General features: G+C 42.6%; 29 protein-coding genes. 11 read left to right on the top strand and 18 right to left on the bottom strand.

Features of this window, described 5'->3' with window-relative positions:
- Nucleotides 1–36 precede the first annotated feature (36 nt).
- The 4 genes from M4S28_RS21095 to M4S28_RS21080 all read left to right on the top strand — a co-directional run bounded on the left by M4S28_RS21095 (nt 37) and on the right by M4S28_RS21080 (nt 5,466).
- On the top strand, nt 37–1,815 hold the full coding sequence (locus M4S28_RS21095; RefSeq protein ID WP_249632761.1) for a terminase large subunit domain-containing protein: 1,779 nt from the start codon (nt 37–39) through the stop codon (nt 1,813–1,815).
- A 4-nt stretch (nt 1,816–1,819) separates the two neighbouring features.
- A complete protein-coding gene (locus M4S28_RS21090) occupies nt 1,820–2,839 on the top strand; it encodes a phage portal protein (protein ID WP_249632760.1) in 1,020 nt (339 codons plus the stop codon).
- A 482-nt stretch (nt 2,840–3,321) separates the two neighbouring features.
- The gene (locus M4S28_RS21085; protein WP_249632759.1) at nt 3,322–5,160 is read left to right on the top strand and encodes a tetratricopeptide repeat protein; all 1,839 of its coding nucleotides are present in this window, start codon (nt 3,322–3,324) and stop codon (nt 5,158–5,160) included.
- A gap of 48 nt (nt 5,161–5,208) precedes the next feature.
- Nucleotides 5,209–5,466 (top strand): Ogr/Delta-like zinc finger protein, encoded by a 258-nt coding sequence (locus M4S28_RS21080; RefSeq protein WP_249632758.1) that lies wholly within the window; start codon nt 5,209–5,211, stop codon nt 5,464–5,466.
- Here the strand turns inward: M4S28_RS21080 and M4S28_RS21075 are convergent.
- From M4S28_RS21075 to M4S28_RS21020, 12 genes are all read right to left on the bottom strand, one after another.
- A complete protein-coding gene (locus tag M4S28_RS21075; protein WP_249632757.1) occupies nt 5,463–6,071 on the bottom strand; it encodes a hypothetical protein in 609 nt (202 codons plus the stop codon). The genes M4S28_RS21080 and M4S28_RS21075 overlap by 4 nt on opposite strands.
- Before the next feature lie 5 nt (nt 6,072–6,076).
- Nucleotides 6,077–6,733, bottom strand: coding sequence for a hypothetical protein (locus M4S28_RS21070; RefSeq protein WP_249632756.1), 657 nt, complete (start codon nt 6,731–6,733; stop codon nt 6,077–6,079).
- Between the two features lie 92 nt (nt 6,734–6,825).
- On the bottom strand, nt 6,826–7,032 hold the full coding sequence (locus M4S28_RS21065) for a hypothetical protein (protein WP_249632755.1): 207 nt from the start codon (nt 7,030–7,032) through the stop codon (nt 6,826–6,828).
- Between the two features lie 111 nt (nt 7,033–7,143).
- Nucleotides 7,144–9,792, bottom strand: a complete 2,649-nt coding sequence (locus M4S28_RS21060) for a replication endonuclease (RefSeq protein WP_249632754.1) — start codon at nt 9,790–9,792, stop codon at nt 7,144–7,146.
- Complete coding sequence (locus M4S28_RS21055; RefSeq protein ID WP_249632753.1) at nt 9,792–9,977, bottom strand: hypothetical protein; 186 nt, start codon at nt 9,975–9,977, stop codon at nt 9,792–9,794. The genes M4S28_RS21060 and M4S28_RS21055 overlap by 1 nt, the downstream gene beginning before the upstream one ends.
- Nucleotides 9,974–10,204: a hypothetical protein gene (locus M4S28_RS21050; protein WP_249632752.1), complete on the bottom strand. Its 231-nt coding sequence runs from the start codon at nt 10,202–10,204 to the stop codon at nt 9,974–9,976. Before M4S28_RS21050 ends, M4S28_RS21055 begins: the two co-directional genes overlap by 4 nt.
- Nucleotides 10,204–10,605 carry a hypothetical protein gene (locus M4S28_RS21045; protein ID WP_016788132.1) on the bottom strand — a complete coding sequence of 134 codons (402 nt, stop codon included), beginning with the start codon at nt 10,603–10,605 and terminating at the stop codon, nt 10,204–10,206. Before M4S28_RS21045 ends, M4S28_RS21050 begins: the two co-directional genes overlap by 1 nt.
- The gene (locus M4S28_RS21040) at nt 10,602–11,045 is read right to left on the bottom strand and encodes a DUF3850 domain-containing protein (RefSeq protein WP_249632751.1); all 444 of its coding nucleotides are present in this window, start codon (nt 11,043–11,045) and stop codon (nt 10,602–10,604) included. The genes M4S28_RS21045 and M4S28_RS21040 overlap by 4 nt, the downstream gene beginning before the upstream one ends.
- 2 nt (nt 11,046–11,047) lie before the next feature.
- Nucleotides 11,048–11,452: a hypothetical protein gene (locus M4S28_RS21035; protein ID WP_137034050.1), complete on the bottom strand. Its 405-nt coding sequence runs from the start codon at nt 11,450–11,452 to the stop codon at nt 11,048–11,050.
- 110 nt (nt 11,453–11,562) lie between these two features.
- Nucleotides 11,563–11,856: a hypothetical protein gene (locus M4S28_RS21030; protein WP_017079692.1), complete on the bottom strand. Its 294-nt coding sequence runs from the start codon at nt 11,854–11,856 to the stop codon at nt 11,563–11,565.
- Nucleotides 11,857–11,867: 11 nt separating this feature from the next.
- The gene (locus tag M4S28_RS21025) at nt 11,868–12,407 is read right to left on the bottom strand and encodes a phage regulatory CII family protein (protein WP_249632750.1); all 540 of its coding nucleotides are present in this window, start codon (nt 12,405–12,407) and stop codon (nt 11,868–11,870) included.
- Between the two features lie 114 nt (nt 12,408–12,521).
- Nucleotides 12,522–12,734 (bottom strand): hypothetical protein, encoded by a 213-nt coding sequence (locus M4S28_RS21020; RefSeq protein ID WP_004742462.1) that lies wholly within the window; start codon nt 12,732–12,734, stop codon nt 12,522–12,524.
- Nucleotides 12,735–12,831: 97 nt separating this feature from the next.
- Here M4S28_RS21020 and M4S28_RS21015 point away from each other — a divergent pair, with 97 nt between their 5' ends.
- The 4 genes from M4S28_RS21015 to M4S28_RS21000 are packed head-to-tail and all read left to right on the top strand — an operon-like array spanning nt 12,832 to nt 17,189.
- Complete coding sequence (locus M4S28_RS21015) at nt 12,832–13,458, top strand: phage repressor protein CI (protein WP_249632749.1); 627 nt, start codon at nt 12,832–12,834, stop codon at nt 13,456–13,458.
- Nucleotides 13,458–15,533, top strand: coding sequence for a sensor histidine kinase (locus M4S28_RS21010; RefSeq protein ID WP_249632748.1), 2,076 nt, complete (start codon nt 13,458–13,460; stop codon nt 15,531–15,533). Before M4S28_RS21015 ends, M4S28_RS21010 begins: the two co-directional genes overlap by 1 nt.
- Nucleotides 15,530–16,222 (top strand): DNA-binding transcriptional response regulator, encoded by a 693-nt coding sequence (locus M4S28_RS21005; RefSeq protein ID WP_108193665.1) that lies wholly within the window; start codon nt 15,530–15,532, stop codon nt 16,220–16,222. Before M4S28_RS21010 ends, M4S28_RS21005 begins: the two co-directional genes overlap by 4 nt.
- A gap of 58 nt (nt 16,223–16,280) precedes the next feature.
- Nucleotides 16,281–17,189 carry an MBL fold metallo-hydrolase gene (locus tag M4S28_RS21000; RefSeq protein ID WP_249632747.1) on the top strand — a complete coding sequence of 303 codons (909 nt, stop codon included), beginning with the start codon at nt 16,281–16,283 and terminating at the stop codon, nt 17,187–17,189.
- Here the strand turns inward: M4S28_RS21000 and M4S28_RS20995 are convergent.
- Both M4S28_RS20995 and M4S28_RS20990 read right to left on the bottom strand, forming a co-directional pair.
- Nucleotides 17,186–18,724, bottom strand: coding sequence for a DNA cytosine methyltransferase (locus tag M4S28_RS20995; protein WP_249633735.1), 1,539 nt, complete (start codon nt 18,722–18,724; stop codon nt 17,186–17,188). The genes M4S28_RS21000 and M4S28_RS20995 overlap by 4 nt on opposite strands.
- A 130-nt stretch (nt 18,725–18,854) precedes the next feature.
- Nucleotides 18,855–19,235: a hypothetical protein gene (locus tag M4S28_RS20990; RefSeq protein WP_249633734.1), complete on the bottom strand. Its 381-nt coding sequence runs from the start codon at nt 19,233–19,235 to the stop codon at nt 18,855–18,857.
- 151 nt (nt 19,236–19,386) lie between these two features.
- On the opposite strand from M4S28_RS20990, the gene M4S28_RS20985 reads away from it, so the two are divergent.
- Nucleotides 19,387–20,418 (top strand): phage integrase, encoded by a 1,032-nt coding sequence (locus M4S28_RS20985; RefSeq protein WP_249633733.1) that lies wholly within the window; start codon nt 19,387–19,389, stop codon nt 20,416–20,418.
- A 124-nt stretch (nt 20,419–20,542) separates the two neighbouring features.
- Here M4S28_RS20985 and M4S28_RS20980 read toward each other — a convergent pair whose 3' ends face one another.
- From M4S28_RS20980 to M4S28_RS20970, 3 genes are all read right to left on the bottom strand, one after another.
- A complete protein-coding gene (locus tag M4S28_RS20980) occupies nt 20,543–21,586 on the bottom strand; it encodes a GMP reductase (protein WP_017107827.1) in 1,044 nt (347 codons plus the stop codon).
- Between the two features lie 867 nt (nt 21,587–22,453).
- Nucleotides 22,454–22,891 (bottom strand): PAS domain-containing protein, encoded by a 438-nt coding sequence (locus M4S28_RS20975; RefSeq protein WP_017081449.1) that lies wholly within the window; start codon nt 22,889–22,891, stop codon nt 22,454–22,456.
- 1 nt (nt 22,892) lies between these two features.
- A complete protein-coding gene (locus M4S28_RS20970) occupies nt 22,893–23,897 on the bottom strand; it encodes a response regulator (protein WP_004731662.1) in 1,005 nt (334 codons plus the stop codon).
- Nucleotides 23,898–23,999: 102 nt separating this feature from the next.
- On the opposite strand from M4S28_RS20970, the gene M4S28_RS20965 reads away from it, so the two are divergent.
- Nucleotides 24,000–24,197, top strand: a complete 198-nt coding sequence (locus M4S28_RS20965) for a hypothetical protein (protein ID WP_017067087.1) — start codon at nt 24,000–24,002, stop codon at nt 24,195–24,197.
- A gap of 27 nt (nt 24,198–24,224) precedes the next feature.
- On the opposite strand, the gene M4S28_RS20960 is transcribed toward M4S28_RS20965, so the two are convergent.
- Complete coding sequence (locus M4S28_RS20960) at nt 24,225–24,470, bottom strand: hypothetical protein (protein ID WP_029223306.1); 246 nt, start codon at nt 24,468–24,470, stop codon at nt 24,225–24,227.
- A 226-nt stretch (nt 24,471–24,696) separates the two neighbouring features.
- Between M4S28_RS20960 and M4S28_RS20955 the strand changes: the two genes are divergently transcribed.
- Nucleotides 24,697–25,134 carry a Spy/CpxP family protein refolding chaperone gene (locus tag M4S28_RS20955; protein WP_017087288.1) on the top strand — a complete coding sequence of 146 codons (438 nt, stop codon included), beginning with the start codon at nt 24,697–24,699 and terminating at the stop codon, nt 25,132–25,134.
- The last annotated feature ends 23 nt before the right edge of the window (nt 25,135–25,157 follow it).

The raw sequence follows: 25,157 nt of genomic DNA, 5'->3' as shown, positions 1-25,157 counted from the left end.
GCAATTTAGGTTGTTACCTCGGCGTATGATTGGTCCATGGCATATTCTCCTGAAACACGACACGCGGCCCGCTCCCTTTATTTAAAGGCTTGGACGCCCAATGAAATCGCTTCCGAACTAGGTTTGAACAGCACCAGAATCATTTATCACTGGGCTGACAAATTTGGATGGCGTGATATGTTGCGCGAGCAAACGATTGATGAATCGATAGCGCGTAGAATTGAAACCCTGCTTGAGCTAGAAAACCCAACCAAAGGCCAGCTCGATATGCTTGATAGGCTCATCAAGCACCACGTACAACTTAAAAAATTCCATGCTCAAGCTCAGCCAGTTGGCGAGAAACACTCAGCCAAAGAAACTGAACCAGCGGCTAAAACTAACGGAAAAAACTCTCGTTCTAATAAGTCAGACGACAAGCAGAAAAAGAAGAGCAAAAAGAAGAACAATATTGCTGAGCTGACCAAAGAGAACTTCGCGACCTGGCATGAATCACTCTTTGAATACCAGCACACGATGCGTAACAACCTGCACCAGCGTACGCGTAATATTCTTAAATCTCGTCAGATTGGCGCCACCTATTACTTCAGTGGTGAAGCGTTAGAAGATGCGATTTTGACTGGCGATAACCAGATATTCTTATCCGCTTCTCGCGCCCAGGCCGAAGTATTCAGAAGCTACATAATTGCGATTGGTGAAGAGTTTTTAGGTGTTGAATTGACGGGTAACCCGATCATTCTCTCTAACGGGGCTGAGCTCAGATTTTTGTCCACCAACTCAAAAACCGCGCAAAGTTATCATGGCCATGTTTATGTGGATGAGTATTTCTGGATCCCGAAATTCGATGAGCTGAACAAACTCGCGTCAGCTATGGCCACTCATAAGAACTGGCGCAAAACCTACTTCTCGACACCTTCCGCCAAAACGCACCAGGCTTACACATTTTGGACCGGTGACCAATGGCGCAGAGGCCGTGATACTCGCACCAACATTGAGTTCCCTACCTTTGACGAATACCGAGATGGCGGCCGACTCTGCCCAGACAAGCAGTGGCGTTACATAGTCACAATTGAAGATGCGGCTGCAGGCGGCTGTGAGCTTTTTGATATTGATGAACTGCGCGACGAATACAGCAAAGACGATTTTGATAATCTGTTTATGTGTATTTTCGTTGATGGCGCCAGCTCCGTCTTCAAGTTCTCAGCCCTTGAAAAAGCCATGGTGGACATTAGCCGGTGGCACGACTTCAAGCCCAATGACAAAGACCCCTTCGATCGCCGTGAAGTTTGGTTAGGTTACGACCCAAGCCGAACTCGAGACAATGCTTGCTTAGTTGTGGTAGCACCGCCCATTGTTGCCGTTGAAAAATTCAGAGTACTTGAAAAACACTACTGGCGAGGTTTGAACTTTCAGTACCAGGCGCAGCAAGTATCAAAAGTGTTTGAGCGTTATAACGTGAGCTATTTGGGTATTGATACAACAGGCATTGGCGCGGGTGTCTATGACTTGATTAACAAGAAACACCCGCGAGAAACCGTGGCCATTCAATACAGTAATGAGAGTAAGAACCGCTTGGTGATGAAGATGATAGATGTGGTCGAAGCCAACCGCATTCAGTTTGATGCTGAACACAAAGACATCGCCATGGCATTCATGGCGATTAAGCGAGCGACCACCAATAGCGGCAACAACATGACCTTCAAAGCAGAGCGCAGCGAGTTAACCGGACATGCCGATGCCTTTTGGGCGATTTCCCATGCCTGCATTAATGAGCCACTCGATCACTCTGAAAAACGTAAATCAACTTGGCAGATGTAAATCAATGACTGAACACACAACAGAAATAATCACGAAAGAATCCGCTAATGATGAAAGCTTGATGTTTAGCTTTGGTGAGCCAGAAATCATGGACCGTGATTTCACCAACTATGAATACAACGAGCTTTACTACAACGAAGACGGAAACTACTGGGAACCGCCACTCGATAGAGCTGGCTTAAATAAACTCACTCGGGCTAACGCTTATCACGGTTCTATCTTAATGGCTCGCCGTAACATGATTGCGGGCCGTTACACCCAAGGTGGAATGCAAAAACAACAAATGCAATCAGCCGTACATGACTTCTTAGAATTTGGTGACACTGCCCTGCTTAAGCTGCGTAATTACTTTGGCAAAGTCATTGGGCTATGGCCTATCCCTACGATGTATTTACGTAAACGTAAGAACGGTGACTTCGCATTCTTAGAGCGAGACGACAAACAGAAGAGTTACAAGAAAGAAGACATCATTTTCATCAAACAATATGACCCAGTGCAGCAAGTCTACGGTGGACCGGATTACCTTGGTTGTGTTCAATCTGCTTTGCTTAGCCAGGACTCCACCACGTTCCGTCGCCGTTACTATAAAAACGGTTTGCACATGGGCTTTATCTTCTATGCGACTGACCCGAACTTGAGTAAAGACGATGAGGAAGACCTAAAGCAGAAGATGGCTTCAAGCCGTGGCGTGGGGAACTTCCGCTCGATGTTCATCAACATTCCAAACGGCAACGAGAAAGGGATTCAATTGATACCCGTTGGCGACATTGCGACAAAAGATGAGTACGAGAAAATTAAAAACGTCACCGCGCAAGAGGTGATCACCGGTCACCGCTTCCCTGTTGAACTGGCCGCTATCATTCCCAATGGTGGCACTCGTGGTGACCCAGTTAAATTTGATTACGTTTACTGTAAAAATGAAGTGATACCCGCTTGCGAAATGTTCATGGATGCAGTGAACAGCGACCCAGAAGTACCCAAACACCTGCATTTAACCTTCAATTTGGACAATGTGGCGGCCTAAGTGGCGTGATGTTTTTTTTGCAATTACGTTTTTATCTTCAATTTGCGCTCAGCCCTTTCCTCATAAGGGCTGAGAAACAACTCAAACGATCGTCGTAAAATACAAACGATCATTAACAAACTGACCTAAAATACAAAAAACCCATAATTTCAATAGCTTAACAAAACCAACCAGATCATCATTGATCATCAAAATTTCAATTCCTTGCAATTTTTTGCACTCTTCGCAATTTTACTAGGCGCTCTGTAAGCCATTTTGAGCACTGTTAACTTGCGGCAAACCCCGTTATTCCTAAAGGGCTAGCGGCTTGTTAGCCTTCAATTGCGGCGGCAGAATTTCACTGAAATAGAATTGCAAAAAAATGAGATCGAAAACTCTTCAGGTGGGGAGGAGGAGTGCGTTTTCCGTGGGTTAGTCTATTGATTCTAATAATAAAAAGGAAGACACTACTCAAATACTTTTATACATGAGATTCATATAAAATGAGCAAGCTAGGCAGAAATTCTATGTGCCCTTGTGGTAGTGGAAAAAAATATAAGAAGTGTTGTTTAACAAAATCGGTTTCCCGAGCAAAGAAAATAGCAAAAATGGACGATAAATCGACTTTTGAACAAGCTATAAGCTTAGTATTACAACACGAAAAAAAACTCATAAATCAAGGAGTCCAGTCTCTTGAACTCCTTTTACAAAAAAAAACGATCTCAGAAGAACTGAGAGCAAATATTATAACTGGGCTTAGTACTGGTTATAGGCATCAAGGGCTGCCTCAAAAGTCATTAGAGATTTTGGAACAGCTAGAAAACTGCTCAATATCTAAAGCACATGAATTTTCGATATTAACGAGCCAAGCTACTACCCTATTCACTCTTCAATATATTGAGTCTGCATGTTCAATTCACGATTACATACTCGTGAACTTCTTTGATACCGATGAAGAACGTAACAAAGATGAAAAAGGATTTGGGATGTATTTGATAGAAGCAGGGAGAGCCTTTAGTTCAAACGATGAAAGAGAAAAGGCTTTAGCCTGTTGGAGTAAATCTGTTGAAATTCTTGAAAAACATGATGAGTTAGAACATCTAAATAGAGCTAGGGCCAATATCGCATTTGACAAATTACGTCATGCAGAAATCGCCCAATCAGATGAATTGGTATCTGAGATTGAAGATATTTCCAAGTCTAAACTGGACGATGGTGATATCCAAGGACTAGCGAACAACTACTGTAATCTAGGAATATACTTTTGGACAAAAGGAAGATACGAACGAGCAATTGCTTACCTGAATAAAGACCTTTATTTATCTCGAATCACCGGTAACAAAATTGACATCATCACATCTCTCGGAAATTTAGCTGCATATTATGTTGAACTTAAGCAATTCAAAAAGGCAAAAGAATTTTTGTGGCAAGTAGAACAACTATGCAATGAAGTTAATTCAGAATACCACTTTGAACAACTTAAGTTCCGCAAAGAACAATTCAGAATCTCAGCTAAAGAGTGTGGTACATCCGGAATTGCAATGAATGAGAAAGCAATTTGTTTATGTGATGAAAACAAGTTGTATATAGACTGCTGTGGAAAGTCAGACTTTGAACCAGTTTATCTCCCTAACAAATTTGGAGGAACAAATGAAGAGTTCAAACAATACAAGGATGGAGAGAATTCACTCAAGCATGCTTTAAGGGACAGTGACGAAACTAAAAAAAGGGTAGCTTGGATGCGATATGAACAACATGATGGGTGGGGTTCACATCATGAAATTCCTGACATGACCAATATCCATCTGATGTCTGCAAGAACCCTTTGCCAAACTATTACACGCGATACTAGCCTCCCTAATGTCTTATCGGCTGTAATACTTTCAGTTTGTTCACTTGAAGCATTTCTCAATCAAGTCTCGTTTTTTTTACATTCATATAAAGAGCAGCACCCTGAGCTCGAAATTCCGCCATTACTTGCAGAAGACGGACCAATTGCATATCAAAGAAAAACGAGTATGGATAGTAAGTTAAATGAACTTTCTAGTTGTTTAATTGGGAAGGGTTGGCTAGAAAATAGTCATTATTGGAAAGAGATTAAAGATCTCATTTATATTAGAAATGAGCTAGTACATTTCAAATCAAGTGGATACGAACAAGTAATTCCAAAACCCCAGCAACGACACAAAATATATGACAAAGTACCAAATCATATAACTATCGCTGATGAGCCACACAGCTGGCCTTTCAAACTATTAAACCTTGATTTAGCTGAATGGAGTATTAGTACAATAGAATGTTTTATTTCTGAATTTAAATCTGATTATTCGACGAAATGTTAATCATTTTTTAGTAGTATAGGGGCAGATTCTATCGTTTATGGTGTCCATATGAGAGTAGTTTGCCCCGAATGCGGCGAGAAAGCCCGCATACAAAAATCAAACCGTATTTCAGCGGGTTATAGCGATTTATATTGTAGTTGTAGTGACCCCGAATGCGGCCACTCTTTCGTTATGAACCTAACTTTTAGCCATACTCTTAGCCCTTCAGCTAAAACAACTTCCCAATTAGCTTTAAACATATTCAAAGCAATACCTCACTCAAAACGTAAGGCATTAAGCGATTTGTTATTAGAGTTTCAGGGCTAATATTCTTCTTTTGCTTTTTTGTTACGAGAAGCATGAACAATAAAGTCAGGCTCAAACGTCACTTGACTTAGCATTCCTTTATTTTTTTTGTCTTTCTTTATTAATAAGGAAGAAGAACTCAAAGATGCAGCTCTAACAATATCAGCGCTACTTAATTTTGGAACCATGCAAGCCATTGGAGCAAAACGTTGATCAACATTAGGACTAAGCTGTTTTTTCCACTCTTCGTATCTTTTTTCAATAGAAGCATTAAGCTTTATCGCTGGTTTTATCGACTGTTTAGGATTTAGTTCAATGTATTGAGTGTCATCCTTATCAACTACTCCTAAACCATCCCAATCAGGGAAAACAACCAGCTCAGCATTAGCGGAAGTTGCCACTTCAGGATCAACAAAAGGAGAGCTTGAAGAAAAAATGACTTTTAATGCCTCATCAATCACTTCGGGAGAACATGTCTCAGACAAGTGCTTTACGAAACGCTCTAAGGCCTCATCACTCAAAGTTCCCAAAGGCTCATTTAGCTCATTTAGCTCATTTAGCTCATTTAGCTCATTTAGCTCATTAGAAACAGAATACTCTTGGTATAACGACGATAGTCGAGACATAATTACTACCTCAAACTGTTATATTTCAAAAAAAGGCTTTGAGAAGTCAGCGCATCACTGTAGAAGAAACGGCCATCATTGCGCCTAATGCCTTTAATAAATTTCCTTTCGTTTAATCTTAGCATACCTGCTTTTTTATACGAACTAATCAAACTGTCCTTCCCCTTAGGGTCAGCATGAAGGCCAATATGCCCCTTGCAACCAACTTTAAAGCTGTCGACAATGGCAGTATCAACTTTAATCGGAATTAAAAAAGGAAGGTTGTCGATATCAACTGAATGCTTTTTCAAGAAACTTTCAGGAGACCTAGCTAGCCACCAAATAAAAGTTGCTTTCTCGTTCCTATCACTAAGGCTATGATAGTTTTGAGCCGCTATCATTAAACTATATAGTACGGGGGTTCCTTGCTGAGACTCAATGTAACTAGCGTAAATTTTAAGGTTCTGTTGACTTCTACTCGTCAACCAATTCGCAAATTTCCAGTTCTTACGCCAATCCCATTGAGCATCTAAACGTAATGGTTCATTATCAATGATGTATGGTCTAATCTTAGTATCCCATAACTCCAAAATATCCTCACTCTCCTCAACGACCTTAATTCGCTGATATGGCTTGTTTTTGGACTCAGCTCGACTCAAAAATAGAAGAGGTTGTTTAAACATTTTTGCTCATAACCCATTGATTTATATATACAAATAATCATACTGATTAATAATGTTAAAATCAATGAAATTAAGCCAGATGACTATGGTTCTCAACTATAAACATCATCAGCCATCTCAATTAATTGCTTCATTGCGACTAACTTTTCAGGCTTCAACTCTTCTCTTTGGTCTGCAACCAATAAACCCATCAAATAAATACCTACATCAGCTCTGCTTTCACCTTCAGTGCTGAGTGCTACAGCATCTATAATGAACTCCATCGCTTGTAAAAATATGTCCTGTTGTTTTAATGACATAGCTCTACTCCAAACCAAAAGACTGGATAAATATACAGTACTTTTATAAATATTCATACAGCGTTTTTATGAAGCGAGATTCACCCCTCATTCTGATAACGAATTTGAGCTTCATATCAACGGCCATTCAGCGGTTTCAGGAAAGAACGACAAATTAGGCTGTTCATATTCATAGTCGTCATCTTCTCCAGCTAAAGGTCCAGGTTGTTTTGCCTTGAAATCATCTAACCAGCTTAAGTCTGGCTTGGGTCGGTACTCTTCAACGAGCTGGGCTGGGCGAACCGTGCCGCATGGTAGATGCTCCGCAGGGCGGATTCTTATACTCGTTTCATCATCGACTCGAATTGAGCTACCTTGTTGCAGCGCGATTAAAGCTAAACCATCAATGTTCGGTGGTAACCCACCACCTACTGAGTAAGGTTCTAATAATCGCTTAAGCTGATCGCTGACCTGTACTTTCTGCGGTAGCGTACAGTTATTGACAGAACTCCGAGAGGAATCGGAGATTCCAGAAAGAGCAAGATCAAAAGCCCCCGCTTTAGCTTCATCGCTCTTTTCTGTTTTTGTTACTATCTGCCAGGTCTTAAGACGTGTCTTAACCAACTCACCTGCTGCAACAAAGCCTTCTATCTTGCGAACGTCTTCGCCATGCGAAGAAGCAAACGGCAGCACTTCATAAGAGTTAGTGATCAACAAATCCTCACGCTTAACGAATGGCCCACCCTGCCCCATGATGTAGCCTTGCCAGTTACCGTGGTCGGCCGCTTTCATTGTTCCTGCGACATTCACTTGGTCAGTATCAGCCCTCGCCTCATAGTTCTCAGCAATCACAGCCACTAATTCAGCATTCGTCATGACATGCGCAGGCTTAAAGGGACCAACCAAACGGTACATCGACATTAGGTAAATAGAAGCTAGCTCTTCACGTTCTTGCTTAAAAACGTATTCCATAAAGGCTTTCTTGTTTTGGCTAGCTAGTCGGCGCAGTTCACGGTAAGTGGTAACCGGCGCCCCACCAAAGAATTGGAATTGACGAATACCCCAACGACTCTTCCAGGCGTTGACGTTTTTGGCCATCGCTTGCACAGATTGCCCGGTCTCTTTCGAAACCTCTTCACCCATGGCATAGCCGTCAATATTTTTAGAAATGTACTTAGCGATGTAACCCGTTGCTGTGCCTTTTTCTGGGTCGATATACCCAAAGTCACAACGAGGCTGATAATTGAATGGACCTTGAATAGACTGCTTTTTGGCTGCACGTTTTTCGTTGCGATCGAAGAACGGGTAAAGTTCTTCTTTGTCTTCATCAACCGCATAGCGAATAAACACGTCACGCACCTTGGCCACATGCTCAGGCTTAACCCAAATCAGCAAATGCCAGTGCGGGGTACCATCATGATGTGGCTCAGCAACGCGAATACCAAACCAACGAATCTCATCACGGCCTAACTTGGCACGAATGCGCTGCCAAACCTTATTCAAATAGGTTTGTGCTTCACGTGGGCTCGCCCCGTTCCAATGTGGAATGAAGCCGCCTTTCTTATAACTATTATGATATTTCGATGGTGTTGTTAGCGTTAAGAACAAACCTTGTAGGCCAAGCTCGTTGCCAATATCTTCACAGCCACGACAACGAACCATTAATTCATGACGACGAATGGCAGGGTTCGACATGCTTTTCAACACCATGTCTTCCATTTCAACTTCTTCGCCAGTGGTCTCTTCTCTAAGTAGCTGGCCCTGAATGAAATCCCAGTTCTTCTTTTGCTGAACTTTATGTTCTTGAATGCAATCCCATGAAGCATAAGGTGATGCCTTCGCCGATACTTGCCCCATAGCAATGGCTAAGTGTTCACGCATAATCTTGCGAATGCGCTTTAAGCGTCTAAACCACCACTTCTCACAACTCAACTTAGAGATAAACGACATGATATTTTCAGGCGTGATTTTCTTGTCATCACTTGGCGTTTTTACCCCAAAGCTACGCACCAAAGAAACGCACTGCTTATAAACCATTAATGCCGCTATGTTCTCACCGTTCTCGGTTTCACATTCAATTGTCTGAGTCAGTGCCGTTTGATAGCGAATCAAGATAGACACAATTTTAAATGCCATATCTCGAAGTTCATCTTCAACAAGCTCGGCAATGATTTTGCTTCTAACAGGTTTACGATTTTTCTCGGCTTGTTCGAAGTCGAAACAGGCTTGCTGGTTCGCTTGTTCAAAGTTGTTTTGCTGAGGCTTGCTATCGTCGTCGACAGCATCACTCAGCAAAGCAACCTTAGAAGTTGTAGGAAGTTGTTTGTATTGCTCTAACACCAACAGAACACGCCTATGCGCGGGTACCATTTTTTCACGAATGAACGTATTCGCAGCAAAGCGGCCTAGCTTCTTAAAAATCGAAACATAGCGATTTGCGAAGTACTTAGTTAGGTAATGAGGGAGTTCGGCAAAGTGCTCAGAAAGCCAGTCTTTGTCTGCAGGGTTTACTTCATATAACTTACGTTCAACAACAGAAAGGTTTTCAGGCTCACGATCGAACACCTGGCGAGAAGACAAAGCCAAGTTGTCTAATGGGGTAACTGCTTGTTCACCACCTACCCATTCAAGGAAGGCTTCGTGTGATCGCTCTTGTTGCTGTTCATTAAATTCAATGCTGCTGATATCAACATCTTGATACCACGAAATAAGGCGTTCACCAGAAGTTTGAACCTTCTGCAGTGAGCGCCTGTTTTTCTTGGAAGCGTAGGTTGATTTCATTAACACTCATCCAAGAAATCTTCGGGGTTACGGGTAATCTTTAACTGAACTTGAATAGTGCTATTACCAGACAATAAAGTACCTAATAACACTTCGTTATCAGGGTGATCACCTTCGAGCATTTCTATTAATAGGGTTTCAATATAATCAGGTGCTTCAGCCGCAACTTTCAATGCTTCGCTCATAACCCTGCTAACTCCTGTGTATCAATGATCATGTGGCCACCGGTGTGGTTACCTTTGATAATCACCCCGTTCAAAACGTGCTGGCAGTTGAACAGTTCGCAAGCCGTATCAATCGCTGGCTCTGGTGAGTCAAACTCACCCAGCAAGACGTTCTTCACTTCATTGGTTTCGTCATGGCGAACAACGCCACCACCGCTATTCAGGGCAACTGCTACATAACTCAACATCAGCAAGCCTCCACAGTTGGGTAGCCATGCTCATCGGCCATATCACGCCACCACATTTGCATTTGAGTAGTTTGAGAAGTGGATTTATTACAAGCCGACACAAAGAACAGCGCACGAACGGCACCTAAAGCTTGATTTGCGATATCTCGGTCAGAAGCCGTGTTGTAAACCACAATCCAAAACGCCCACCAAGCGGTAATGAAATCTTCCAAGCAGAGTCCTTGTTCAGTACCGTTAACATTCACAAGTAGTGCTCGCGTAGAATCCAAGCTCAGCACATCGCCTTGACTAGTTTCTGTGATATTGAAAACACGCATGAACTGTTCAATCTTGCGAGTAGTAAACCCTTCTGAACGCAATGCGTGGTTCAAGTCTTTCTGATAAACAGAGATAGTGCTCATGCTGCCTCCTCCCCTAACTTTTTAAGTAGAGTCGTTGCCTCTGTAGCAAAATAACGTGAGTCTTGAATCTGCCTTTGTAGGTCTGCGGTTGTGAGTCCAGCCTCTCGAACCACATCAATGCCCGCTTCCATGCAGTCGGCAGCTTCCACTAAACGGTCTCGTAAATGCCCCATCAAAATCACACTGTTTAAATGAGATGAATTTGAAAGAGAAAGAACGCACACCTCTTTGCTTAAACCAAACTTACCGCCCTGCAACACATGAGTAATCTCATGAACCAGGGACGCACCCGTTTTATGGCCTTCGCTGTCTACTTCATGCTGTATCAACACATCGTTGGCTTGATAATTACGATCATTGACTCGAATTTCAGCCGTTTTACGGCCTAAACGAACCTCGTTGAAAAACTCTGATTGGGTTTTTACTTCATGTAATTTCATGCCTACGCCCCCACTGCCGATAAACAAAACTGCTCGAATTGATATAACGCTTCATCATCAAAGTGGCCTAAGTCACGGAGGCCAAGCATTTCGAGAAACAAGTGGCGGTTGCTCATATCTAAGTTCGCCCAATGGTGAAGCTGTGAAACTTGTTCAATCGAACCGTTGCGGTACCAGCTTGGAAATGAATAACCAAAGAACACACGAGCTCGATCGCTTTCCATTGCTTCTTTGATATCGGCTAAGACTTCTTCTTGAGGGCGGTGGGTAGCGATAGGCTCTTGCTTCTTCGCGATAGCATCGAGCTGAATCAAAACTTGGTGTTGCTGCTCTTGATTGCTTGAGTTAAAGCGCTCAGCGATTTGGTTAAAAGACTGACTAAATAGGTGTTCCTCAATATTGCTCATCATCATTTCCTCAAATTTTGGATATAAAAAACCCTCCCTCTTTAAATCAAAGAGGGATAAAGGGTGTAGGCATAACGCCTAGTGGCTAGGTCTGCTTGGGTGTAACTGGGTTATGACCAGCGCGAAAGTACATCCTGTGCGTTGGCATCAATTCGGTTAATTTCCCGTGAAAGGCGCATTTGTTCAGCGCGGCAATCACTCTTGGAAAACTGAGCTTGTAACTCTTCACGCTTTGAGCGAAGCGGCTTTAGTTTGCGCTCACCAAGTTCTCTTCGCGTGCGCTGTAATGCTGAAAGGCCACGTTCTTTTTGCTCACGGTTCAAAGACCAACAAGGCAAATCAGGGCATGGATTTTCTAGCGGTGGTACATCTAGGTTTGAATGTTCGACTGTTGCAACTGACATACTATTTTCCTCTAACTTAAGCCGGGAATAGCCGAACCATTAGCGACCAAATCCACACTCATAGCTAAGAATGGGGAAACGCCTTTTGTGCGGCTTTCTATATCGTTGATAAGAAGCACAAGGTTGCTAATACCCGCCTGTGCCTTTTGGATAATGATGTGTTTATTCGTGCGACTAAGGCGATCTTGTCCTGCATGTTCTAAAGCCATACGAGACAAGTCACCAGAGTGCATCGCGTTTTCTAATGCGCGCTTAATGAAGGTTTCTTCACACGCATCATTGGGGATCTGTGCGGTCACCACACCGAGGCCAAGCAAAAGGCTATTAAGAATGGTGAAGTTGCCACTCGCCTTGGTGATCATCACAAGTTCTACACAGGTAAGTATGTGCGGCTGCTCTGGGTTGAGCTTGTTACGCAGCATTGTGGCATTCATATCCACGGCCTTTGCTAACCTGGTCATGTTCTCCGAGTTCGCAAATGCACAACACGCTTCGTTAAATGCCTTTTGTTTAGAGCTACGGAATTCGCACATTGAGTCAATTTCGTTCATAACCAATACTCAATTGAGGACAAACGGGACGAAAACGAAGCCCCAACCAAGAGCATTGAGCCATAAGGGGCAATACTCTTTGGTTGGAATTAGGGAAGATAAACGCATGACGGCCTACCCCAACTTTTCCATGGCTTCACGAGTCGCCATTTCAACTAAGGCGATCATATTGATGAGAGGGGTTTCTTTACCTTTTGCTTTAGTTTTAATAGGTAAGCGGCCATCGGCTACCCAATCCATGATGGTGCGCTTAGGCATTCCAGAGAACTGAGAGTATTGGTCGTACGTCATGAAAGGCGTATTTAGGACTACTTGATATGAGAGCATAGTGATATCCTGTTGTGTTATTGAGTGTTTCATTTCGGACAATAGGGTCGCACCCCGCACTGTCCAGTCATCATTTGAGTGAAAATATAGTCTTCTTATGAGTGAATTACAAGAGCAAATACCACCTTTTGACTACATTGGTGGCCGAGAAGTTACAGAAAGGATGAAGGAAGTCACGAAAACGAGAGACTTCAAGTCCCTTGGAGACGTGCTTGGCATTTCAAAAGGGACGATATCTACGTGGCACCAGCGAGAGTTAACTCCCTTTGAAGTGATTTTGAGACTTCATTTGAAGACTGGCGCATCAATCAAATATCTGGCTTTAGGAGAAGGCGAAGCTTTCCCGGATCAAGTAGTCCAAGAGCATACGTCTAAAAAAAATGAAGCTAAGACACTTTTTGATGTCGATTACTTCACTCTGACTAATGGAAAGCTTGTGGGAAATGAAACGCTAGCTTTTGATAAGAGCTACTTAGACAAACTTGGGGTTCTGAATGTAATGGGCATCGAGCACGATGGGACTACATTCATTGTCGATAAAGAAGTTCACCAAGCAGTAAGCGGCACTTACCTCGTGGATATGGACGGCCTACTCTCACTAAACGATATTCAGCGTTTACCAGGTAAGAAACTAGCGATCAGCTTTAATGGCTCGACTCTAACAGTCGAAGAAGATGAAGTAAGGGTTGTGGGTAGAGTTGCGTTGGTGATGGAGAAGAAGTGATGAGCCAACATAATCTGAAATTTGCTCCATCTATTCTAGCAAGGCTTGGGGAAGAGCTTCTACCCAACTTCGATCAGGGTATTATAGAGCTAGTAAGGAACTCTTATGATGCAGATGCTACTGAATGTACGGTTACCTTATCAGAAATTACCAAACCAGGCGGCAGAATTACAATATGTGATAATGGCTCTGGAATGAATGAAGCCATGATAGCTAATGGCTGGCTTGTATTAGGCAGCTCAACAAAGAGAGGCGCGGAAATAACTAAAAAGGGAAGAACTCAAGTCGGCGATAAAGGGCTTGGGCGTCTCGCAGCACTAAGAATGGGACACCTTACTACCCTTTTATCTCACCCTGAATCTGAACCCGAAATAGCTTACTCTAGTAATATCGTATGGGATCAATTCGACAACAAATCTACCGTTGATGAAGTGAGCATCGAAATAGAGAAATCTATAGTTCCTCCTACTGTTGAATGGGCTAAGGGGACAACTATCGGTATCCACTGCCTACATAAAAAAATTACTAGACTAGAAATTGAACGACTAGCTAGAAGCTTAATGCTACTTTCGAATCCATTTGGGAACACAAACGATTTCACTTTAAAGTTCGAATGTGAAGATTACCCCGACCTCGAAAAGCTCGTCAATAAAGGCTATTTAGAAGAGGCTGAGTACACTCTAACAGCAACACTTCATGATGATGGTTCCGCCTCGGCTCAGGTGTTGGATTGGAAAGGAGATCTCGAGTGGGAAATTTCAAATTCAGATTGGTTTTCCAGTAAAAAAGATATCAACCCTATCTACAACGCCCCTTCAGCCTCTTTTGAACTATCTATCTTCCAACTTGAAAATAAGTCTTTTACTACAAAGAACATCAATGTAAAGCAAGTTAGAGACTGGCTAAAGGCTGTTGGTGGTGTTCATATTTATCACAATAAATTTAGAGTACACCCCTATGGGGATCAAGGCTCCGACTGGTTGGATATGAACTTAGCTCGTGTAAACCAACCTATTCGACCTTCGACCAATACATCTATAGGTAAGGTCGAAGTAACAGACCCTCAAAAAAGACTTCAACAGAAAACTGACCGTATGGGCTTCATTGAAGATGACGAATTTCGCGAATTAAAAAGATTTGTCACCGATGCATTGAGTTGGTATGGGAGAAAGAGAACAGGTCAAGTAGAAAAGAAGAAGAAAGCAGAGCAAACCAAAGATGCACTAGACGTAAAAGATAAGTCTAAGCAGTTAGATAACGCGATCAGCCGCATAAAAGATCGAGCTACGCAGGCTGCTGTTAAAGTTGCTTTAAGGGCAGCTAATACTGCCACCAAAAAGCACACTCAGCATTTAAAGGAAGACCTTAAGCTATACCGCTCTCTTGCAACAGCAGGCACCACTACAGCGGTGTTTTCTCACGAGGTATCTAAACCTTTGGACGAAATACCATTGATTCTAAATAGTGCGAACAAGTTAGTTCAAGATAACTGTGATCAGAGTACTTTTAAAAAATATGAACGACGAACAACCAATATTTTTGGCTACTTAGATCGTTTGAGTCACTTCGCAAAGCTACAACTCAATTTATTAAAGAAAAGCAAAAGGCGTAATGGAGTTATTCACATCAATGATACTTTAAATGAATTGATCGAAAACTTTCGGCCCCTTCTGATGAGAGAGTACATTGAAATCAAGAGCGATATCGATGACTCCACCGGAGCAAGACTCCATGGCTCAGATTGTATATTGGAGGCTATCGTTACGAACTGTTTCACAAACTCCATGAGAGCGTTTCAGACCAACGGCTTCTATGTGGAAGAACGTAAATTAGAAATTTCATCAACAGTTACTGATAAAAAGTTAATTATAGCAGTGCATGACAATGGTCCCGGCATTGTAGATATAAGTGTAGAGGATATTTGGTTACCAGGGTTTACGACTAATACCAATGGTACTGGCTTTGGTTTAACTATTGTTAAAGATTCAGTTTCCGACCTCGGAGGTTACCATCGCGTTGAAGCGAATGGTCCTTTAGGTGGAGCGTCATTTTACTTTGAGTTTGAAATACTATGAAAAAAATTGTAATAGTCGATGATGATTTCGATTCACGAGAGAGTTTAGCTATTCTTGCTGAAGATGCAGGCTTTGAACCTGAAATCATTACTGGTCGTTATGGGAACAATAAAGAAAAGCTAATTGAAGATATTTTGAGCTTTGGGGCAGACGGCGTCATTTCCGACCATAGGCTACAAAATGGGCAAATGGCTAGCTTCTTCGGTGCAGACCTAATTGCTTCTCTATATGACCAGAAAATTCCATCTGTACTAATAACTCAGTTCTATGATGAAGATGCAGATTCTTCAATTAGGTTGTTCCGAGATAAAGTTCCAGCCGTTATTGGCCGCGGCAGCCAAACACCACAATTATTCCATGATTTATTGTCTTTTTCTGAGAGGGAACTTAACGCAGCGAAAGACGTTACTAGAAAATCCCATAGAGCTCTAATTCGACTAGATGATTTTCAAACATATAAAAGTGGAGACCTTGTTGAGGGGATAGTGACAAATTGGAGGGCAGATACTGGTATACGCTTCCCAATTAAATTAATCCCTGAAGAAGTCCGGGAAAAGCTCAAGTCTCAAAAAACAGCTCATGTCTCTGCTTTCGTAAACATAGGAGCTATAGACCCGAGGGATATCTTCATTACCGATATTCATTCAATGCCATCATTTGAGGAGATTAACATCGATGACCTCTGTTAATCTGACTGTCTTAGATATCGGCCATGGCAATTGTACCTTAATCAAGTCAGAGACTTCGATGACTATTATTGACGCAGCTCAAGGCAATGATTTATTGAACATACTCATTGATAAGAACACCTTGGTTGTAGACGATTTGATAATATCACACGCCGATGCTGATCATATTGGAGGCGCTATATCTCTCTTAATGAGTGATGAAATTGTTGTCCACCGTGTACACATGAATTCTGAGCCGATGCGAAATACGAAAGTTTGGATCTCTATAATCCAGGCTATCCAATACGCTAGATCCGCGCAAGACACTAGGTTAAAACCTTCAATAGCTCGCGACGATGACGATATTGTTTATGATAATTATAAGCTAGAAATATTGGCTCCTAACCCTGTAGATTGCTTAACTGGGGCAGGAACGCAAGATCCGGAAGGCCGAATGCTTGATGCTAATTCTATGTCTGTAGTATTGCGACTTGTTCATGACTCATCGAACATCGCCCTTCTACCAGGGGATATGGATGGAGACTCTTTAGAGTTCTTAAAGAACGAACAACAGTGCCTTGATGCTAAAATCTTAATTTTCCCACATCACGGAGGATTACCTGGAACAGGAGATCCGCGAGGGTTTTCGAAGGAGCTATGTGAATTAGTAGAACCAGACTTAATACTTTTTTCTAACTCTAGACGTAAGCACAACAATCCAATACCAGACGTAATCGCTGGGGTAAGGCAGTCAAATTGCGGGGCGCATTTGGCCTGTACTCAGGTATCAGAAAGCTGTTGCCCAAATGAGCAGCATCTATCTAGTGACCACTTAATCGGAATTTATCCAAGCAAAGGGCAACCTAAAAATCATAGTTGCGCTGGTAGTGTAACAATTACATTAAACGGAACAACAACTGACGTAGTAACTCCACTTGGGGGGCATCTCGATTATATTGATAACTTTGCTGAAAGAAAGTGTATTTAGTCATTTGGCTCAAGTAACTCCATAACAACCCTACCAATCTGCTGTGCCAAATACGGTGGTACAGCATTTCCTACCTGCACATACTGCTGCGTTCGAGTTCCTTCAAACAAATAGTTGTCTGGGAATGTCTGTAATCGTGCTGCTTCTCGGACTGTTAAGCTTCGGCATTGCTTTGGATCGTAGTGAATAAAGTAATGGCCATCTTTTGATATATGGCTAGTGACCGTCGTCGCACGCCTGTTTGCTGCTTGGGTACGGAAACGATCGGCGTGTGAACCAGAATCCCAATTTTCATGGGCAGGCGCTAAAGCCGCAGGGAAGTCTCTCGCTTTAGGCGAAGTTCCACCACTTAGTTGAGTATACGCTGCACTGAACGCATAGCGAAGTAAGTCGCTTTCCATGTGACCGCGAGTTTCATGGTTTAGTACACACGTTGGTGCGTTATTCCTATACCATTGAACTAAATGCTCCGGCATTAACTCCGGTTGGTCAACTGGCTGAGTGGCACTTCGTTGGAGTTTTTTTAACGGTTTGAGGTCTAAGGCATTTACTTCTTCTCTTGGAAATAGCAGTCTAAGCACCCTCTTCGCATGTGTCCCATTTCTAGAAATGGTTTTCTCCCACTCTCTTGTTTCATCTTTACGCTTAGAAAAGCCACTTCTTAGCTTAGGTAAATCAGATAATACTTGCTCTACGGTAGTCTGTTCTTCTCCGAGGTTTAATGTTCCTGGCACACCTTCAACATCAGCGCGAACGCCTAGTAAGATAACGCGGTGACGAGCTTGAGGAACACCATAGTTCTCTGATTTAATCAGGAAACTTTTGCCATCTTGATACATAGGGTTAGTTGGGTCTTCTGCATCAACAACTAATGAGAATACTCTGTACCTAGGCGTAGCAATTCTTGTTACTCGCCCTGGCGCTCGTAGGTCTTTCAAGATACGAGGGAACATTACTTCTTCATCAATTTTTGCAGAGAGAATACCTTTTACGTTCTCCATAACGAAAACTTCAGGTTGAGCAATAGAGATGACTTTTAAATACTCTTTGTATAGGAAGTGGCGGTGATCTTTTTTCGCTTCGTAATCATCAACACCCGCATTACGTGAACGGCCAGCTAACGAGTATGCTTGGCAAGGTGGGCCACCAATAACAACTTTCGGCCCATTGTGATTAGCAGTTAGCTCTCTAATACGTTCATGAATATCGTTATTGTCGTCACCCAATGCGTGAGGGGTAAGCAATGTTTCTTGCTGTGCTTCTTCTGCTTGCTGAGGGAAACGTTCAAACAGCTCTTCGCGTGATAAGTCGCCATCTAGATAGGCGTTATAGCTAGCTAGACCGTTTTCAGCATCTTGAATCTTTCTATAGAAAGCTCTAGTAGTAAGAGTTTTGTGTGCAGATGGTTCTTTTTCAACTGATACGCCAATTTGAAATGGCTTATTGCCATTTTCATGTACTACTGACGACACGCCTTCACCAAGCCCTCCGGGCCCCGCGAATAAGTCGATTACAAGAACTTCACCTGTTTCCATGATTACCACAACTATTAATAAAAAGCCTGGCAATCATACCAGGCTTAACCCATGTGGCAATATATTTTGACTATACGGTTAAGGTAATTTTATACATGCAGAATTGTTAGCCAGTAAGATGTTTTATTCATCAAAACAACCCAAACACATTGTTTTTCCCATCTTGTTCAAGGCCTTTGATCTGATGGTGCTTTGGTTCTCCACCAAACAATAAAATATACAACTTCCGGTCTTGATACGTCCCCACTACATAGTGGTCTTTCTGTATCACGTACTCGATGGTTTCGGCTTCATCATCGGTGCACAGATACTTAATATCGACCAGTTTCACCCACTTCAAACCGATCACGTTATCTGCTTCTATAAACCCACCAAATGGCGCCTTAAATCGATTACCTAGCTTCAAAAGCGCTTCAATCATTCCTTGGTTCTTATTATTTATCCCTATTGGGCCATCACTGTTGATTTTGAAAATGCTGTAGCCAGCCGTCACTTGAATTGATTGAAACATAGAAAGCCCGTTTACTACTGTCGACTTTTCAACGTACTAACGTGTTTCTTACTAGGGTGCGAGTCATGTGCTATTCCCCCAATATAAAACATTGTTCTACGTTTTAGCTCGAATTATACTGTTTTTATATACAGTTATTTTAGGCTTTATTATGTCTATCCGCAATTTAAAAGATGGCTCAACCAAACCTTGGATCTGCGAATGTTACCCAAACGGGCGAGCGGGAAAGCGTGTTCGTAAAAAATTCACGACTAAGGGTGAAGCCAAAGCCTTTGAGCTTCACACGATGAAGGAAATTGACGATAAGCCCTGGATGGGCGACAAGCCGGACCATCGCAGACTTTCTCAACTTATCGAGCTTTGGTACTCACACTATGGTGCAACCCTTACCAAAGGCAATGTCATTCATAGTAAATTTCTAAGAATGGCCAACGCGATGGGTAACCCTATAGCGACAGTTTTCAATGCAAAAACATACTCTGAATTCAGAAGTAACCGAATGAGTGGACAAATTAGCTTTGTTGATGCGCGCTGGCAAAAAGGGACGCCTAGTATCGCAACGCTAAATTCAGAACTCGCTCGATTTAAAGCAATGTTCAGCAAGTTAAAAGAACTTGGGGAGTGGAAAGGACCGAACCCTTTGGAAGAAGTGAAGCCATTTAAAGATCACGAACGCACTATGTCTTTTCTTCATAAAGAGCACATTACTTTGTTACTTGAGCATGTGTCTAAACACAGCCGAACAGATATGCAGAAAATAGTGAAGCTATGTCTCGCCACTGGAGCTCGCTGGAATGAAGCAGCTCAGCTGAAAGGCGCTCAGTTAAGCAAATATAAGGTTACGTTCACCAATACCAAGACTAAGAAGAATCGCTCTGTACCCATCTCTGAACGGCTTTACAACGAGATATACAAACCAACATCAGGAAAGCTATTTGAAGAGTGCTATACACCTTTCTGCTACATATTAAAGAATAAACTGGGCATCACCCTACCCTCAGGGCAAGCTTCTCATGTTTTGCGTCATTCGTTCGCAAGTCACTTTATGATGAATGGCGGCAATATTTTAGTGCTAAGGGACATTCTAGGCCACGCCGATATCAGTATGACAATGCGCTATGCCCATTTCGCACCTGATCACCTATCTGAAGCAATTATCCATAACCCTCTTTCTAACCTGTAACCTGTCGCCACAAAATTTTTTGCTCGGCTGTCGCCACTTTGTCGCCACTTGCCAAATTTCAGGTAAAAAAAGAGCCACTCTAAAGTGGCTCAATTCTTAAAATTTTAAACAAGTGTTTTAAACGTTATTCGCGACCGAATACGTTGTTCTCTTGCTCTTGTACTCGGATGAAAGTCGTACGCTTAGTTAGCTCTTTAAGCTTTGCTGCGCCTACGTATGTACAAGTTGAACGTACACCACCAAGGATGTCAGAAATCGTGTTGTGAACTGAACCACGGAACGGAAGTAAAACAGTTTTACCTTCTGCAGCACGGTACTTAGCAACACCACCTGAGTGCTTGTCCATAGCCGACTGTGAAGACATGCCGTAGAACTTCATGTATTGCTTACCGTCTTGCTCTACAACTTCGCCGCCTGACTCAGAGTGACCTGCTAGCATGCCGCCTAGCATTACGAAGTCAGCACCGCCGCCGAACGCTTTAGATACGTCACCCGCACATGAACAGCCACCGTCACCGATGATCATGCCGCCAAGGCCGTGTGCTGCGTCGCCACACTCGATGATTGCAGAAAGTTGAGGGTAACCTACGCCTGTTTTAACACGTGTAGTACAAACAGAACCAGGGCCGATACCAACCTTAACAATGTCTGCGCCAGCAAGAATTAGCTCTTCAACCATGTCACCCGTTACAACGTTACCCGCAGAGATAACTTTAGTCGGAAATTCTGCACGTACTTTTTGTACGAACTCAACTAGGTGCTCTGAGTAGCCGTTAGCGATATCGATACAGATGAATACAAACTCTTCGCTAAGAGCCATGATCTTCTTAACTTTCTCGAACTCAGCTTCAGATGTACCCGTTGATACAAATACGTTGTTCAGTGTTTTCTTGTCTGCTGTTTTAGCGAACTCAGCCCACTGCTCTACTGTGTAGTGCTTGTGTACTGCAGTCATAACACCGTGCTCTGCTAGAGCAGCTGCCATTTCAAAGCTTGCTACCGAATCCATGTTCGCTGCAATTACTGGAGTACCAGACCATTGACGACCGCTATGCTTGAATGTAAAATCGCGGGTTAATTCAACTTGAGAACGGCTTTTAAGGGTAGAACGCTTCGGACGGAAGAGTACATCTTTGAAACCTAACTTAAGTTCTTGTTCGATACGCATGGTGTTTTCCTTGATTCATAAAATTATGTGTCTCTCGCGAAATGCGTAGTAAAACCGTTGGCAGACGAGTTTACTTTTCTTCGGACACAAAAAAACCGGAGCGTTGGCAGACGCTCCGGTTTTCAGCATTATAGGTCGTGATTTAGTAACAGCAAGTCTGATATTTCACTTTTTTTTATGCTATCCTCTCAAAGATTCCATATCCGCTAAAACTCTCTCAGTTACACTTCCCAACTAAATTCTTATTAATTAATAACTTAGCGAACCATTCGCGCAAACGCTGTTGGTTTATTGCGCAATCGTTTTCCTTCATATTTCACGCAATATCGTCCTCATAATGCAAACATGTGAAGAAAGTGTCTCGAAATCACATAAAAACCACACTTTTCTCCAACAAAAAAATGCCTTTTTTCTTAAATAAATTCGATTATTTCCCAATTTTTATCTGTTTTTGACCAAATTGGCCAATCTCGTGACGTTTCTGTTTTGCGGTCACTTAGAAAAGTAGAGTGAAAAGGACTCAATCTAGAGACCAATATTCACTTGGGTTTGAGAGTCGAGCCCTCGCACTCCATTAAATGAAGCTTTCAAGCTTGGACTTTATAAATCCAATTTCTATTCACCCATAGCATTACCGTTCCAAAAGCACGTTTCGTGGCTGCCCTTTCGTTCATTTAACCTAGAAGACTCTGCAAAGGCGCTTAGTAAAAGAGGATTGGTTGACGTGAAAAACCGGGGGAAAGACAAGATCTGAAGAATAGAAAGCAAAAAAAATGGCTAAGGTGATTAACCTTAGCCATTTTTATTCGCTGATCAGACTGATGCTAATGCGCGTACAGGAATGCGTTGTTTGGCGAATAGAGCGATCTAGTTCTTTTGAGAGACTAACGCTTCTGCAGTCGCATCTTGAATAGACAAGAACAATGAGTTGACTTGCCCTGTTGGTGAGCGCATTGGGTTTAGCGTCACGTTCTGATACATGAAATCGGCTTGTTGAGTTACAGGGCGAACATTGCGGCACTTAAACAGATAAGGCCTTTGTTGCCATGTAATGAAGCTGCGGCAGCCTAGGTCATAGACTGGCTTGGTTTTCAGCCTAAACCACTCTTCTGGGATCTCAGGGAACAGTTCAAAGATAGACTTACCGATCGCATCATGCGATTGCTTACCGCTATGGTGCGTCATAAAGCCATTCCAAACTTGTACCTGAAAGTCACGGTTAATGACCACCAGCCCCATATCGACGTTTTGAACCATGTCCACCATCCAGTGGAACTGTTCAAATTCAGCAGGAAGATTCAGCATATTAAAACTCCTCCATTAGGTAGGCCAATTTGTTGTCTAGAAGAGGCAGAGACTCATCAACGAACATAAACAGAAGGTCACAACGGATAGAAGTGCCGTCTATGTTATAGCTGACTTCGAACGTCATGGTCTTTTTGAACGAGCCACTGGTATTCTCAATCACCGAATCAATCGAGATGTGTTGCCCAAGCAGAACAGGCGAACTCTGGAAGAAACGAACTTCTGACTGCTCCCCTAACCCATTCAAGAATGAGCCGACTAAGATGTTAGACACATCCATCAGCAACTCTAATTCTTCTAGCTGCTCGCTTTCTGTTGGCACCTTCATGAGCTTCTTAAGATCGCTCACACTAGAATCACTCAACAAGACTAATGCTTCGCCTGCAATGCCTTCTCCGCTAAAACCTTGGCAAACACCCGACACTTGGTCGTTGTCGGCTAGGTCACGAAGTGCCATGTGCAATTCACTCACTTCGAAGATGTTGACGTTCGGCAGCGGTAAATGAACAAATACATTAAAGTGACGAGCCAGTGCATCAGCGGCACGGCCTATCGCAACGTTCGCCACTTCCATATAGATATCACGTCTGCGAAGTATTGGCAGTTCTAAAGCGGTTGGAGTAATGATCTGAGGCTGTTTTGGCGGCTCAACATGCTCACGTAAAATAGCTTTTAGCGCTTCTTTATCAATTGGCTTTTGTAAAAACGCTTTGGCGCCGAGATCCAGCACCTTCTGTTGTGCTTTTGGTTGTATGTCACCCGAAACAACCACAACAGGCGTGGTATCACCCAAACGTTGCATCTCTTCCAATGTACCATAGCCGTCTAATTCCGGCATGGTGAGGTCGAGGAACATCAATTTAAATTGGTTTTGAGCTAACTCTTCAAGTGCATTAAGCCCATGAACAGCAAAAGTTATATCTGCATTTAGAGAACTAGGCAGTGATCGAGCCATCTGCTTCCTTGCTAACGCAGAATCATCACATATAAGAACTGGGAACGACATAAATGCACCACTGACAAATTAAAGCTAATTCGAACGAGTGTAACAGAACATTATAGTATCAGGTACGGGGTGAATGAATTTATGTGTAGATTATTAGTAAGAATGATGGAACAAGCAGGTGAGCTATTATCTGGCATTATTCTTCATGAAAAACAATATGCTACAAAGGTAATAACCGTTCATCATTATAGAGTAATAGCACTTTTTTATGGAACAACAGCGCTAGTTTATGAAATGGCAGCCTTAATAAGTGAGTTTATTAAGGCTTGGTTTGCTCATTCATTTATCGGCTTTATGTAGCCATGATAAGAGACGTAGTGTGAAGAACTAGAACTGGTATGAAGGCCATAGGATCAGTAATGCGAAACGTATAACCACAGCAAACACCAATAAAGCGATACCCAAACGATACCATTTGTATTCTGCGATATTCATTGGGATGCGCTTATAAAACATCGTAATCACGCCTTTCCAATCACTACTGCGTCTTCCGTACTGCATCATGCTCGTCAAAACAAACAGTGCGCCAAGCACTAACATTCCTTTTTCAGCCCAGAACAATCCAACTTCCATTTGTGTATTCCTTGATAAAACGGTGAGCAACTCAAATCATTCTAGTCACCTTTGCCGTAGGTTTCTGTAAGACCAAGGTCTAACCCACTCTCTACTTACTTGAAGGTACTTATCTGAACGAATTTAAGTGAACGTAAATCGCTGAGCACACTTAACTGAACAGCGTGTTCATATCGAGTTCAGCTTCGCCATCTATACTCATGTTTCCACTAACAGGAGAAATTCAATGAAATCACTGAAAAAGTCGCTTTGTGTATTAACTGCTTCAGCTCTACTCGTTACCGCTCCGTTTGTGAGTGCTTCATCACCACAACAACCGCCACAACCCGCAGTGAGCCCACTGCAAATGGTTATTGCTTCTTTAAACCTAAGCGAAGAGCAGCACGCGGAAGTCATCTCCCTTGTTGAAGGCTACCAATCTGATAGAACACAGATTGACATGGATAGCGCGATCGAGCTCAAGAAGAAACAGATCAGCCTTGTGACTCAACCTGATTTCAATGAAGCCGAGATGGAAAAGATCATCGACACCGTTCAAGCAACCGAGAAGTCGATGGTGATGCAAGAGATGCGTCTTAAGAACAACATTTATAATGTTTTAACTGAAGAACAGAAAGAGCAATTCAAAACCATGATGAAGTCTGCGCTCTCTGGTGGAAAATAGTTTGGTAGAAAGTAGTCTGGCAA

This window comes from Vibrio sp. J383 (genome assembly GCF_023503985.1).
Taxonomy (GTDB): domain Bacteria; phylum Pseudomonadota; class Gammaproteobacteria; order Enterobacterales; family Vibrionaceae; genus Vibrio; species Vibrio splendidus.
This window is presented reverse-complemented; position numbering and strand designations above follow the sequence as displayed.

Bases quoted from the DNA above. Each gene is read 5' to 3' on its own strand.
- M4S28_RS21095 (WP_249632761.1), top strand. From the start codon at position 37: ATGGCATATTCTCCTGAAACACGACACGCGGCCCGCTCCCTTTATTTA.
- M4S28_RS21090 (WP_249632760.1), top strand. From the start codon at position 1,820: ATGACTGAACACACAACAGAAATAATCACGAAAGAATCCGCTAATGAT.
- M4S28_RS21085 (WP_249632759.1), top strand. From the start codon at position 3,322: ATGAGCAAGCTAGGCAGAAATTCTATGTGCCCTTGTGGTAGTGGAAAA.
- M4S28_RS21080 (WP_249632758.1), top strand. From the start codon at position 5,209: ATGAGAGTAGTTTGCCCCGAATGCGGCGAGAAAGCCCGCATACAAAAA.
- M4S28_RS21075 (WP_249632757.1), bottom strand. From the start codon at position 6,071: ATGTCTCGACTATCGTCGTTATACCAAGAGTATTCTGTTTCTAATGAG.
- M4S28_RS21070 (WP_249632756.1), bottom strand. From the start codon at position 6,733: ATGTTTAAACAACCTCTTCTATTTTTGAGTCGAGCTGAGTCCAAAAAC.
- M4S28_RS21065 (WP_249632755.1), bottom strand. From the start codon at position 7,032: ATGTCATTAAAACAACAGGACATATTTTTACAAGCGATGGAGTTCATT.
- M4S28_RS21060 (WP_249632754.1), bottom strand. From the start codon at position 9,792: ATGAAATCAACCTACGCTTCCAAGAAAAACAGGCGCTCACTGCAGAAG.
- M4S28_RS21055 (WP_249632753.1), bottom strand. From the start codon at position 9,977: ATGAGCGAAGCATTGAAAGTTGCGGCTGAAGCACCTGATTATATTGAA.
- M4S28_RS21050 (WP_249632752.1), bottom strand. From the start codon at position 10,204: ATGTTGAGTTATGTAGCAGTTGCCCTGAATAGCGGTGGTGGCGTTGTT.
- M4S28_RS21045 (WP_016788132.1), bottom strand. From the start codon at position 10,605: ATGAGCACTATCTCTGTTTATCAGAAAGACTTGAACCACGCATTGCGT.
- M4S28_RS21040 (WP_249632751.1), bottom strand. From the start codon at position 11,045: ATGAAATTACATGAAGTAAAAACCCAATCAGAGTTTTTCAACGAGGTT.
- M4S28_RS21035 (WP_137034050.1), bottom strand. From the start codon at position 11,452: ATGAGCAATATTGAGGAACACCTATTTAGTCAGTCTTTTAACCAAATC.
- M4S28_RS21030 (WP_017079692.1), bottom strand. From the start codon at position 11,856: ATGTCAGTTGCAACAGTCGAACATTCAAACCTAGATGTACCACCGCTA.
- M4S28_RS21025 (WP_249632750.1), bottom strand. From the start codon at position 12,407: ATGAACGAAATTGACTCAATGTGCGAATTCCGTAGCTCTAAACAAAAG.
- M4S28_RS21020 (WP_004742462.1), bottom strand. From the start codon at position 12,734: ATGCTCTCATATCAAGTAGTCCTAAATACGCCTTTCATGACGTACGAC.
- M4S28_RS21015 (WP_249632749.1), top strand. From the start codon at position 12,832: ATGAGTGAATTACAAGAGCAAATACCACCTTTTGACTACATTGGTGGC.
- M4S28_RS21010 (WP_249632748.1), top strand. From the start codon at position 13,458: ATGAGCCAACATAATCTGAAATTTGCTCCATCTATTCTAGCAAGGCTT.
- M4S28_RS21005 (WP_108193665.1), top strand. From the start codon at position 15,530: ATGAAAAAAATTGTAATAGTCGATGATGATTTCGATTCACGAGAGAGT.
- M4S28_RS21000 (WP_249632747.1), top strand. From the start codon at position 16,281: ATGACTATTATTGACGCAGCTCAAGGCAATGATTTATTGAACATACTC.
- M4S28_RS20995 (WP_249633735.1), bottom strand. From the start codon at position 18,724: ATGGAAACAGGTGAAGTTCTTGTAATCGACTTATTCGCGGGGCCCGGA.
- M4S28_RS20990 (WP_249633734.1), bottom strand. From the start codon at position 19,235: ATGTTTCAATCAATTCAAGTGACGGCTGGCTACAGCATTTTCAAAATC.
- M4S28_RS20985 (WP_249633733.1), top strand. From the start codon at position 19,387: ATGTCTATCCGCAATTTAAAAGATGGCTCAACCAAACCTTGGATCTGC.
- M4S28_RS20980 (WP_017107827.1), bottom strand. From the start codon at position 21,586: ATGCGTATCGAACAAGAACTTAAGTTAGGTTTCAAAGATGTACTCTTC.
- M4S28_RS20975 (WP_017081449.1), bottom strand. From the start codon at position 22,891: ATGCTGAATCTTCCTGCTGAATTTGAACAGTTCCACTGGATGGTGGAC.
- M4S28_RS20970 (WP_004731662.1), bottom strand. From the start codon at position 23,897: ATGTCGTTCCCAGTTCTTATATGTGATGATTCTGCGTTAGCAAGGAAG.
- M4S28_RS20965 (WP_017067087.1), top strand. From the start codon at position 24,000: ATGATGGAACAAGCAGGTGAGCTATTATCTGGCATTATTCTTCATGAA.
- M4S28_RS20960 (WP_029223306.1), bottom strand. From the start codon at position 24,470: ATGGAAGTTGGATTGTTCTGGGCTGAAAAAGGAATGTTAGTGCTTGGC.
- M4S28_RS20955 (WP_017087288.1), top strand. From the start codon at position 24,697: ATGAAATCACTGAAAAAGTCGCTTTGTGTATTAACTGCTTCAGCTCTA.